This is a genomic window from Natronococcus jeotgali DSM 18795 (assembly GCF_000337695.1).
GTDB classification, from domain to species: Archaea; Halobacteriota; Halobacteria; order Halobacteriales; family Natrialbaceae; genus Natronococcus; species Natronococcus jeotgali.
In genome coordinates this window covers 1-11,228 of the sequence record NZ_AOIA01000155.1, presented here as the reverse complement: position 1 = coordinate 11,228, position 11,228 = coordinate 1, and the positions used below count along the sequence as shown (strand labels likewise).

General features: G+C 61.3%; 9 protein-coding genes, 1 tRNA gene, 1 other RNA gene, 2 pseudogenes and 1 CRISPR repeat array. Of the genes and pseudogenes, 5 read left to right on the top strand and 8 right to left on the bottom strand.

Annotated features, from left to right (window positions below):
- Positions 1-116: pseudogene (locus C492_RS25440) on the top strand (mechanosensitive ion channel family protein); the annotation flags it as partial.
- Positions 117-320: 204 nt separating this feature from the next.
- On the opposite strand, the gene ffs reads toward C492_RS25440, so the two are convergent.
- The 3 genes and pseudogenes from ffs to C492_RS18525 form a co-directional block, all read right to left on the bottom strand.
- Positions 321-634, bottom strand: an RNA gene (gene ffs / locus C492_RS23225) — signal recognition particle sRNA.
- Between the two features lie 154 nt (positions 635-788).
- The gene (locus C492_RS18530; protein WP_049893187.1) at positions 789-3,032 is read right to left on the bottom strand and encodes a CDC48 family AAA ATPase; all 2,244 of its coding nucleotides are present in this window, start codon (positions 3,030-3,032) and stop codon (positions 789-791) included.
- Positions 3,033-3,176: 144 nt separating this feature from the next.
- Positions 3,177-3,546 (bottom strand): annotated as a pseudogene (locus tag C492_RS18525) (Hsp20/alpha crystallin family protein).
- Positions 3,547-3,660: 114 nt separating this feature from the next.
- Here C492_RS18525 and C492_RS18520 point away from each other — a divergent pair.
- Complete coding sequence (locus tag C492_RS18520) at positions 3,661-3,960, top strand: DUF5798 family protein (RefSeq protein ID WP_008426426.1); 300 nt, start codon at positions 3,661-3,663, stop codon at positions 3,958-3,960.
- Positions 3,961-4,069: 109 nt separating this feature from the next.
- Complete coding sequence (locus tag C492_RS18515; protein WP_008426424.1) at positions 4,070-5,050, top strand: PLP-dependent cysteine synthase family protein; 981 nt, start codon at positions 4,070-4,072, stop codon at positions 5,048-5,050.
- Positions 5,051-5,083: 33 nt separating this feature from the next.
- On the opposite strand, the gene C492_RS18510 is transcribed toward C492_RS18515, so the two are convergent.
- From C492_RS18510 to C492_RS18495, 4 genes are all read right to left on the bottom strand, one after another.
- Entirely contained in the window at positions 5,084-5,263 is a 180-nt protein-coding gene (locus C492_RS18510; RefSeq protein ID WP_008426423.1) for a hypothetical protein, read from the bottom strand.
- Positions 5,264-5,363: 100 nt separating this feature from the next.
- Positions 5,364-5,774: a CoA-binding protein gene (locus tag C492_RS18505; RefSeq protein WP_008426421.1), complete on the bottom strand. Its 411-nt coding sequence runs from the start codon at positions 5,772-5,774 to the stop codon at positions 5,364-5,366.
- A 74-nt stretch (positions 5,775-5,848) separates the two neighbouring features.
- The gene (locus C492_RS18500; protein WP_008426419.1) at positions 5,849-6,700 is read right to left on the bottom strand and encodes a geranylgeranylglycerol-phosphate geranylgeranyltransferase; all 852 of its coding nucleotides are present in this window, start codon (positions 6,698-6,700) and stop codon (positions 5,849-5,851) included.
- Between the two features lie 41 nt (positions 6,701-6,741).
- Positions 6,742-6,927 carry a hypothetical protein gene (locus tag C492_RS18495; RefSeq protein ID WP_008426417.1) on the bottom strand — a complete coding sequence of 62 codons (186 nt, stop codon included), beginning with the start codon at positions 6,925-6,927 and terminating at the stop codon, positions 6,742-6,744.
- 140 nt (positions 6,928-7,067) lie between these two features.
- On the opposite strand from C492_RS18495, the gene C492_RS18490 reads away from it, so the two are divergent.
- Positions 7,068-7,142, top strand: a tRNA-Arg gene (locus C492_RS18490).
- 360 nt (positions 7,143-7,502) lie between these two features.
- Positions 7,503-7,982, top strand: coding sequence for a hypothetical protein (locus C492_RS23965; RefSeq protein WP_152424958.1), 480 nt, complete (start codon positions 7,503-7,505; stop codon positions 7,980-7,982).
- A 1,346-nt stretch (positions 7,983-9,328) separates the two neighbouring features.
- A CRISPR array of direct repeats spans positions 9,329-10,468; the repeat unit is 37 nt; unit sequence GTTTCAATCCCTGACCGGGTTTCCATTACATTGTGAC.
- 123 nt (positions 10,469-10,591) lie between these two features.
- Here the strand turns inward: C492_RS23965 and C492_RS23960 are convergent.
- Positions 10,592-11,228, bottom strand: a 637-nt coding sequence (locus C492_RS23960) for a hypothetical protein (protein ID WP_204365621.1), incomplete at its 5' end; no start/stop codon positions are given.

Below are 11,228 nucleotides of genomic sequence, written 5' to 3'. Positions count from 1 at the left end.
CCGCCGTCAAACGGCGCTTCGACGAGGAGGGGATCGACATCCCCTACCCCGTCCGCACCCTCGAGGGCGGGCTCGAACTCGAGGACCGACAGCAGGTCGCCGAAGCGGCCGAATAGCGCGTCCTGTCGAGTTTACTCGTCGAGACGATTACACCAATAGCTGGGAGCACGCTCGAGCGACGGCGCGAATCGGTGAGGGGACACTTTCGTCCCGTGACCGCACGGCGTTCGCTCGACTGCGGAGGGAAGCCGGGACGCTCACCGATACGTCGAACGGTAACAACGCCGCTGCTCGACGCGAAGAGTACGAACTGAAGTATGAGTGTGGAGGGCCGCGGTTGCCCGGCGTTCCGGCCGGGGGAATCCCGGTTGCCTTCTCCACCCCGCGACCCGTCGAGCGACAGGTGTCCGGCGGTCCACTGCTCGCTTCCGCGCCTGATGGGCTGTCGCCGGCTAACCGCGATGGGGCGTCCCTGCGGACGGCCATCGCGGACCGCTGTCCCCGACGGACGAGGCTTCTCTGTTGGCTCCCGGGGCCCCGGCCGGTCTGACCGGACGCCCGCGGCGTTCGGTCCCCGCTAATGACCATAGCGCGGGTAACGAGCAGGGCCAAACTGCCCGACCTATCCATCTCTACGTAGGGAGCTGGAACTTAAGGGCCTTTCGCCTCGAGCACCGGCGCGGATCGCTCGAGGGCGCGGTGTTCGGAAGCCGGGACGACAGCCCCAGCGGAGACGGTCAGTCGGTCGGACCCGGTGTCACGACCTCGACCCGGCCGGATCGCGTCGATCAGGCCGCGTCCGGCCCGTCGAACCCGCCCGTCTCGAGCCCGGACTCGAGGTCGGCGACCGCGTCGGGCGAGATCTCCTCGAGGGCGCGCTCGAAGTGGTCGGCGGTGAGTTCGATCGCCTCGACGGGCGAGGACTCGCCGGCGGCCTCGCGCTCGACGTGCTCCCGGACGGCGATCGTCGCGGCCTCGCGACAGACGGCCTCGACGTCGGCGCCGGTGTACCCCTCGGTCTCCTCGGCCAGCGTGTCGAGGTCGACGTCCGCGGCCAGCGGCCGGTCCTGGGTGTGGATCCGGAAGATCTCGCGGCGGGCGGCCTCGTCGGGCTCGGCGACCTCGACGTGGCGGTCGAGTCGGCCGGGTCGCAGCAGGGCGTCGTCGATCAGCTCGGGTCGGTTCGAGGCCGCGACGACGACGACGTCCTCGAGCTCCTCGAGCCCGTCGAGTTCGGTCAGCAGCTGGGAGACGACCCGTTCGCCGACGTTCGAGTCGCCGCCCCCGCTGCCGCGTTTGGACGCGATGGCGTCGATCTCGTCGAAGAAGATGATCGTCGGGGCGTTCGCGCGGGCCTTCTCGAAGACCTCGCGGACCCCCTTCTCCGACTCGCCGACGTACTTGTCGAACAGCTCCGGCCCCTTGACCGAGATGAAGTTCGACTGCGACTCGTTCGCGACGGCCTTCGCGAGCAGGGTCTTCCCGGTGCCCGGCGGGCCGTGGAGCAAGACCCCCTTCGCGGGGCTGAGGTCGACCCGCTCGTAGGCATCGGCGTGTTCCATCGGCCACTGGATCGCCTCGCGGAGCCGACCCTTCGCCTCATCGAGGCCGCCGACGTCCTCGTAGGTGACGTCGGGAACCTCGACGAACACCTCCCGCATCGCGGAGGGCTCGACGCCCCGGAGCGCGCTCCGGAAGTCCGCCGCGGTGACCTCGATCCGCTCGAGGACCTCGGCGTCGATCTCGTCGGCCTCGAGATCGAGTTCGGGGCGGAGTCGCCGCATGGCGGTCATCGCCGCCTCCTTGGCGAGGTTCTCTAAGTCGGCGCCGACGAAGCCGTGGGTGTTCTCGGCGAAACGCTCGAGGTCGACGTCCTCGCTGAGGGGCATCCCGCGGGTGTGGATTTGGAGGATCTCCTCGCGGCCGCCGGCGTCGGGGGCGCCGATCTCGATCTCGCGGTCGAACCGTCCGGGTCGGCGCAGCGCAGGATCGATCGCGTCCACGCGGTTCGTCGTCCCGATGACGGTGATTTCGCCGCGGTCCTCGAGCCCGTCCATCAGGCTCAGCAGTTGCGCGACGACCCGGCGTTCGACGTCGCCCTGGACGTCTTCGCGTTTGGGCGCGACCGAGTCGAGTTCGTCGATGAAGACGATCGACGGCTCGTTCTCGGCGGCCTCCTCGAAGATCTCTCGGAGCTGCTCCTCGCTCTCGCCGTAGTACTTCGACATGATCTCCGGGCCGGAGAGCGTCACGAAGTGGGCGTCGACCTCGTTGGCGACCGCCCGCGCGATGAGGGTCTTCCCGGTGCCCGGCGGACCGTGCAGCAGGACGCCCTTGGGCGGCTCGATGCCCAGCGTCCGGAACAGCTCGGGGTGGCGCATCGGCAGCTCGATCATCTCGCGGACCTGCTCGAGCTCGTCGTCTAACCCGCCGACGTCCTCGTAGGTGACCGTCGGCGTCTCGCCGTCCTCGCCGTCGCCGCCCTCGATCGGCCCTCGAGCCTCGATCTCGAGCTGGTCCGGGGTGCGGTCGACGAGTTCGACGTCGGTCCGGTTGCCGACGACGACGGTCCCGGCTGGCTCGGTGTCGACGACCGTGATCGGGAGCTGACGGCCCGAGCGGCTCGTCAGGAGACCGAAGCCCAGCGACACCGAGAGGGTGTCGCCCGGGCTGACGGCCCGGTCCGCGAGCTTGCCCCGCAGGTAGGAGCCGATGTCGCCCTGGATGCGAACGTTCTCGGGAAGGGCGACCCGAACCCGCTCGGCGGGCTCGACGTCGGCCGCCTCGACGGAGACGGCGTCGTCGATTCGGGCGCCCGCGGCCTGTCGAAGCTGGCCGTCGATGCGGACGGTGCCTCTCCCCGTGTCCTGGGAGCGACCGGGCCAGACCCGCGCGATGACGCGGTCCTCGCCGCCCTCGATGGCGACGAACTCGCCGCTCGAGACGCCGAGTTCGTCCATCGCTTCTCTGTCGATCGATGCCAGACCGCTGCCCGCGTCTTTCCGTTTGAGTGGTTTTACTCGGAGTTGCATACGTATCAGTGATAGCTGTCGCTGTCGGCCGACGCGGACGATCCGCGCAGGCCGAGGTAGTCGGTTCGCCGGCGGAGCCGGGTGTCGGGACGGTTCGTTCCGGATGCCGAATCGGCCGTAAACGGTCGGGGAGACCGCTCGGCGTTACTCACCCTCGAGGGGGGTCTCCCTGCCGCGAGTCTCGGGACCCGCGGTCGGGAGCGTCACCTCGAGGACGCCGTTCGTGTACGCGGCCGTGATCTCGTCGTCGGCGACGCTCTTCGGGAAGCGGAACCGACGGTGGTAGGTCTTCTTCCGACCGCGATCGTCGTCGACGTGTTCGGCGGCGACGTTCAGGACGCCGTCGTCCCACGCCAGATCGATCTCGTCGGTTTCGAACCCCGGCATGTCGATCGTGAGGACGAACTCGTCGTCTTCCTCGTACAGTTCGTAGTCGCTGTCCCTGCTGTCCGAACAGCCGAGACGGCATCTCGAGGTTCTGCGTCCAGGTACTCGTTGCCGGTCGGAGCACCAGGGGTGGTCACCTCGTGTGCATTAGTTGATTGTTCGCGGTTCGTAATAAGTCTTTCGGCCAGTGTCGGACCGGCTAGTGAAAAGGACCAACTGGGAGCGCCCCCAAGGCCCGGCTATGGGACTCGGAAGCACCGCAAAGAAGCTCCAGGGGTTGTCCGAACGCGCCGAAGCGATGTACAAGCAGGTCCAGGAACTCCAGCAGCGCATCATCCACCTCGAGGAGGAGGTCGACGAGACCAACGACACCGCCCAGCGGCTGGACCACCAGCTGACCGAGCAGCGCGAACTGCTGCTCGCGATCGCCGAGGAGCAGGGAATCGACGGCGAGCAGATCCTCGCCGATGCGGCGATCGACCAGGCCGAACTCGAGGGCAACGACGAACCCGTCGAGCCCGGCGAAACGACCGCCGAGTAATCCCGGCACAATTCTCCGAGCCGAATTCACCCGCGAGCAGCGTTGAGACTGCCGATCGAGAGCGGGAGGATAGCAAGAACTAACAGCGGGGGCAACATTTGCCAGCACGATGACGACCCACGAGCGACCGGTGGACTCGGTGCTCGAGACGATCGGTCGGACCCCGCTCGTTCGTCTCCAGGAGTCGCCGGACGACGTGCAGATCTACGCCAAACTCGAGTCGTTCAACCCCGGCGCGAGCGTCAAGGACCGCATCGGCCGGTACATGCTCGAGCGAATGCTCGAGCGGGGCGATCTGGCGGCTGGCGGAACGGTGATCGAACCCACCGCCGGCAACACGGGGATCGGCCTGGCGATCGCCGCCCGACAGCTCGGCCTCGACGCGATGTTCGTCGTGCCCGAGCGCTTCAGCGTCGAGAAACAGCAGCTGATGGCCGCCCTCGGCGCCGAGGTGATCAACACGCCGACCGACGACGGGATGGGCGGCGCGATCGATCGCGCCCGCGAACTCGCCGCGGAGCTCGACGACGCCGTCGTCCCCCAGCAGTTCTCGAACCCGCTAAACGCGGAGGCCCACTACGAGACGACCGCGCCGGAGATCTACGAGGCTCTCGACGGGGAGGTCGGCGCGGTCGTCGCCGGCTGCGGAACCGCCGGGACGCTGATGGGACTGGCCCGCTACGCCCTCGAGCGCGAGGAGTCGACCCACGTCGTCGCCGTCGAACCCGAGGGGTCGGTGTACGGCGAACTCCTCGAGGACGAGCGCGAGGAAGGCGAGTACAAGATCGAGGGGATCGGCACCCACGACCCCTCGACGAACGAGCTGTTCGATCCGGAGCTGGTCGACGTGGTCCGCGCCGTCTCCGATCGGGCGGCCCACGAGGAGCTCGCCCGCCTCGCCCGCGAGGAGGGCCACCTGGTCGCCTCGAGCGCGGGCGCCGCCAGCGTTGCAGCCCGTCGGGTCGCCCGCCGGATCGACGAGGGCGACCTCGAGACGCCCCACGACACCGTCGTCACCGTGTTCCCGGACTCGAGCGAGCGCTACCTCTCGAAGGGCATCTACCGCTCGTTCGAGGAGTGGACGTCGTGACGCCGCCGATCGGTCAGCCCGTCTCGCGACGGCCTACTGGTAGAGCTTCTTGGCGTCGACGACGTCCAGGGTCTCGTCCTGCTCGGCCTCCCAGACTCGAACGACGAGGTGTGCCTTGCAGTGATACTCCACCATCTCCATCCCCGTCCGCTCGTTTCTGAGCACGAGCTGGCAGGTCCCCTCGTTCGAACAGTCCCCGGACCGGTCACACATTGTGTTCCCGTATTCCTCTGGTCGGTAAGTCTTTGTCGGTGGTTGAGGATTCTGCGTGCACCGACAGCGTCGCTCGGGTGGGGCAGAATCCGGCGCCCGGTCAGCCGACGAGCCGCCCGTGCTCGACTTTCATACACCGATCCTGGACGACGGTGCGGCCGCTCTCCTCGGCGCTGGCGGCGGCCTCGTCGTCGCTGATCCCCAGCTGGGTCCAGACCACGTCGACGTCCTCGCGCTCGAGGACCTCGTCGACGATCCCCGCGACCTCGTCGCTGGGCCGGAAGATACAGACGACGTCGATCTCTCGGTCGACCTCGGATAGCGCGTCGGCCGCGGGCCGACCGAGGACCTCCTCGGTCGTCGGGTTGACCGGGACGATCTCGTAGCCGCGCTCGAGGAGGTAGTTCGGCACGTCGTGGGCGGCCTTGCCGGGCGTGCTCGAGCAGCCGACGACCGCGATCGTCTCGTTGTCGAAGATCTTTCGGAGTCGGTCGTCCTCGGTAACTGGCATACCTCGGCGTAGGACGGCCGGACGTAAACGTTACCTGGCTGCTCGAGCGCGCGCCGTCGCGGGGGCTCCGACGCTCAGGCTGCACCGACGACCTCGACGGCGCGACCGAGGACGAACGCGACGGCCGCGAGGAACATCCCGTACTTCAGCCGGGACTGGCCGGCCGTCGGATCCGAGAAGCTCTCGTAGGCCGCGTACAGCATGATCGCGTTCGCCGGGAGCACCGCCGCCAGGTAGATCGCGCCGAACTCCTCGAGGACGTACGGCAGCGGGCTCGCGAGCACCGCCGCGACCAGCAACGCGGTCGCAACCCACAGCGCGGGCCGTTCCCCGATCGCGATCGGGAGCGTGCGCAACCCCTCCTCGCGGTCGCCCTCGAGGTCCTCGACGTCCTTGATGATCTCGCGGGTCAGGGTCGCGACGCCGGCCAGCAGAAAGAGTACGGCCGCGGGACCGATCTCGCCGACGGCCGCGGCGCCGAACAGGAACGTGCTCCCGACGAGGTACGCGACCAGCGCGTTGCCGAGCCCGGGCAGCCCCTTGAACAGCTCCGTGTACGCGACCAGCGCGAGGAGGTTGATCCCCGCGATCGCGAGCGCCAATCGGGGGAGCACCAGTGCGAACCCGATCGCGCCCGCGAACAGCGCGGCGCTGAACAGCAACGCGCCGCGGGGACTGACCGCACCCCGCGGGATCGCCCGCTGGGGCTGGTTGATCCGATCGATCTCTCTGTCGAAGTAGTCGTTGATCGCGTTCCCGGCCCCGACGGCCAGCCCCGTTGCGACGACGGCCGCGACCACCTCGACGGGGTGGCTCGTCACGCCGCCGGCGACGAACGCGCCGATACCCGTCAGGACGCTCGCGGCGATCACGTTCACCGGTCGGGTCAACTCGAGCAACCCCCGGAGCGTCTCCCCCGCAGTCATGCCCGCACCTGCTCAGGCGGCGAGGATAAACGGTCCGATCTCTACCGCCACTCCTCGAGGTCACAGAGGTCCGCGTCGGCGACCGAGAGCCAGGCCCCGGCCCGCTCGTCGGCCTCGAGCGGGACCGCCATCCAGACGCCCTCCTCGTCGTCGCCGCACAGCTCGAGGGGCCGTCCCTCGGACGATTCGTCGCCGGCGCCGGACTCTGGCGGCTCGTGTACCGTCATATTCAGGTGTATGGTCCTCAGGTATAAAGAGGGCTCGAGGCGATTGCCAGTCACTGAGAACGGCCGCGGGTGTGGCGGCGCGTGTCGGGGTCGGTCGGAATCGAGTGACTTATACGGAACGGACGGAAACGAGGTGGTGAGGGCGCTTAGCTCAGTCTGGACAGAGTACTTGGCTTCGGACCAAGCTGTCGCGGGTTCAAATCCTGCAGCGCCCATAATTCTGCGTGACGCTTTGAATCCAAACAGAAGCGCATGACGTGAGGGGGGTTATTTAAGCGCATGTCAGTTTGATGTTGGTTGATCGCAACCTGTGTGGGGTCGCCCTTGTCGCCGTGTGCCGATTCGGACCATACAACAAGCGGCAAGGTTATCATACTTGTTGTCGCGGCAATGAATTTCTGTCTTTGTCTCTCGATCGCGCCCCGCGGGGCACGGAAGGGGGCGATGCCCCCCCACAGCAATCGGTAGATGGGGGTGCTGTAACACTCGAAACAGTGGGGGGTGTTAGGAGACTCTAAGGAGAACTCTTCCAGATCACCCTACATTATTATACGAGATTGAACATATTGGCAATCATGGCTCTGGAGTCGCTGATCGATACTGCTCTAGCTGGGTTCAAGCGTTCACGGGAACTCGAAGCTGAAAATAGGTCTGAGTATAAACAGTGGCACTCAGAGCTTGAATCGGAGTTGGAGGTTTTTCTTTATCGAGCTAAGGAAATGAATCTTGAAGAAAGTAGTGATAGACATGAGTTCTACGACTACATAGAGAAATTTGAGAACCGGCTTAGAAGTCTTCGTTCTCGGTCAGAAGCATCTGAAGCACCTACTCAGGCCCTTGTCGAAATTGAAAATTTAGTTGATTTGGCTGAAAACACCGACCGGCCAGTATATGCTGTCAGTGTAAACTTCAAAGAAACTCCACTTGAACGTCAGAGACGGGAGAAAAAAGAGGAGGAACGGAATCAGCGCCTCAAAAAGAGAATAGAAGGAGAGGTCACAGAATTTGTACAGCAAATAGAACTTGTTAGAAATGCTTTCGAAGGTGACTCTTAATGATACGACGTATTTAGCACTCGGAATGATGGTCGGTGTGCTACGCCGATAACGACGGAACCAAATGTATGCGTTTACAGATTGTATTTTTATTATTTATATCTGAGCTAAAGTTTCGAAATCTGAACCCTAGATTTATTTATCCGCCAGATGTATGTAGAATCACGGGGTTTGTATCCCGTGTGTATTCCAGGTAGGTTGGCAGGGATCATGTATGGGATCCCTTTCCCTCCCCTTCAAGAGATAACAAATCCGATAGGTACCTACTATAGGGAGAGTCAACTCTCACTGCAAGTGTTAAGCCAAGCGCATCTCCACTCATTCTCGCCAGTTGGTGTCGACTGACCGCTCAATTCATATTAGAGGAACCAGTCGATATATCGGAATGCCGGAATACAAGAACCAGCATTATGTCCCGCAGTTCTATTCCGAGCCGTCGTACAAGATATGCACGTGTAGTGAGCAGATAGTCCACTGATTTCGATGTGAAACAAACGGAGTCGTCGTACTGCATTGATACTCTATATTCAGCAGGCCTCTTTTGACAGCTATCGGAGAAACCGATTGCTGCTCCGCTATCAGCTCGACCTGTGCGTATCGAATCTGGGTAGCCACATGGTCGGTGTGAGACCCGTTCTATGACACCCTCTTATATTGTGGTAACCGCCACGTCGTCTGTGACGAGGACGAGGACTGATTTCAATCCCTGATGTGTTTCCATTACATTGTGGTGGTCGTAATGACGACGCTATGGACGCCTTCACATAGTTTCAATCCCTATCGGGTTTTCATTACGCTGTGACGCAACGCAGGCGGGTCGCATGGGTGCCGAAGGATTTCAATCCCTTAGTGGGTGTTCATTACATTGTGACCGCTGGTAAACCTGGATGATCCTCCCGAAGCCTGGTAGTTTCAATACCTTATCTGGTTTCCATTACATTGTGGCCTCGTCACGCCTGGAGATGTGGATGCTGAGATCGACAAACTTCAATCCCTTATCGGCTTTCATTACACTCTGGCGAGCGCGTCTACAGCGCTGGTGAGGACTACTACATGTTTCAATCCCTTAATGGGCTTTCATTACATTGTGGCAGGACAACGCGACGGTCACGCTCGACGGCTGGTAGTTTCAATCCCTAATCGGGTTTCCATTACATTTGACGTGACAGTAGAGGATGGATTAGAATGCAAGCGCTGTGGGTTTCAATCCCTGGCTGGGTTCCCATTACATTGTGACATCACCGATGACGCGGGGGGCGAGACCCAGGCCTGGATGTTTCAATCCCTTAGCGGGTTTCCATTACATTGTGACTCGGGACCGGTGCCGACTCGCTGTATGGCGAAGTGTTTCAATCCCTGACCGGGTTTCCATTACATTGTGACACCGAGCTATGGCCGATGGGGCCTGGCCGTCCATATGTTTCAATCCCTTAGCGGGTGTTCATTACATTGTGACTGTTAAGTCGTTTCTTCCCCACGATGACCTACCTTCGTTTCAATCCCTGACCGGGTTTCTATTACCATCTGACTCGAAGATGACAAGCTGGCCCGGGACATCGACTTTTTGTTTCAATCCCTTACTGGGTTTCTATTACCTTGTGACCCGGCGACGGTGGCCTATTCGATGCCCTCGACTGGCTGTTTCAATCCCTGACCGGGTTTCCATTACATTGTGGCTCGTCGAGCTCATCAACATTATTGACAAACGGCATGTTTCAATCCCTTAGCGGGTTTCCATTACATTGTGACTCTCGATCTGGTCGAGCGCGTTGCGCGCGAGGCGGATGTTTCAATCCCTTAGCGGGTTTCCATTACATTGTGACCATCGTCCCGCTCGTGCCGGTCGAGGACGCCGACAAGTTTCAATCCCTGACCGGGTTTCCATTACATTGTGACCGGACCGACGGTATCGGGCTTATGATCCTCGTCGCCAAGTTTCAATCCCTGACCGGGTTTCTATTACATTGTGACCACCAAGAGGTGGATAACGCCATACTGACAACCTTTAAGTTTCAATCCCTGACCGGGTTTCCATTACATTGTGACCTGTCTCCACTCCCAGTCCCCGCAGGTACACTCCTTCGTGTTTCAATCCCTGACCGGGTTTCCATTACATTGTGACGGTCCACAACCATGACAACCGTGAGACGACGACAGTGTTTCAATCCCTGACCGGGTTTCCATTACATTGTGACCGCCCGTCCTTCGTCAGTAGATACCTCGACGGCATGTTTCAATCCCTGACCGGGTTTCCATTACATTGTGACTCCGCGGGTACCATCCACGGGATACGTCGATGCACAGTTTCAATCCCTGACCGGGTTTCCATTACATTGTGACCGCATCCGACTCGTCGTCGTTGGTCGTCGGTTCGTGTTTCAATCCCTGACCGGGTTTCCATTACATTGTGACGCTCCCAAATCGAGCGCGCGGGCGATAACACGCTGAGGTTTCAATCCCTGACCGGGTTTCCATTACATTGTGACAGGGGGTCTAGATGGCAGTAGAAGGTCTTTAAACTTATATGTTCACCTGAAATTGCGAGCCGAGTTCATAGACCCTTGCTGTACAGACAGTATATAAAGGTCAACGAACGAATGTCGGTAGACCTACTCATCAATCTTAACCCCGTCTTCATAACTATATGTGATTCCGAGCATCGAAGTCCCATCTATTGGAACCCCCTCTTTGTCTACCACTCGAAACACCCCTCCCGAATCAACTGAATCCGAATACAACCACCACGCCGGCACTGGAATCGAAAATTTCTCCGAGAATTCACTCAACTCATTCTTACAGCCATTCCACGACTCCCGATGCACACCACACTCGTCACTATATCCACAGCTATGGTACTCCGACCATAACTCGTGAACCGTCTTTGCCTCTCCCTTCCGATCATAAGTTTCAGCAAATATTGATCGACGATTCGACGACACATCACGAATCACAGGCTTCATAATACCATCACTGTCACTTTCCGGCCCAAGCATCCGCTTCGGTCCGTATAACCAATCAGCCCGCACGGCATGCCGAAATTCATCGGTCTCTATTCTATTAACGACGCCATCATACGCCTGTTTCATCCATTCCTGCGACCGTTTGAATGAATAAGCATCTGTGTCCTGCAGAACAGCTTCTGTTTGCTCAAGTACTGTCGGTACTTCCCGAACGTCGCTTCGTGAACTGTGCTGAGCCATGGATGAACAGAGCGAATGCCGGTGTAGTAACTGAGTGAACAGGAAA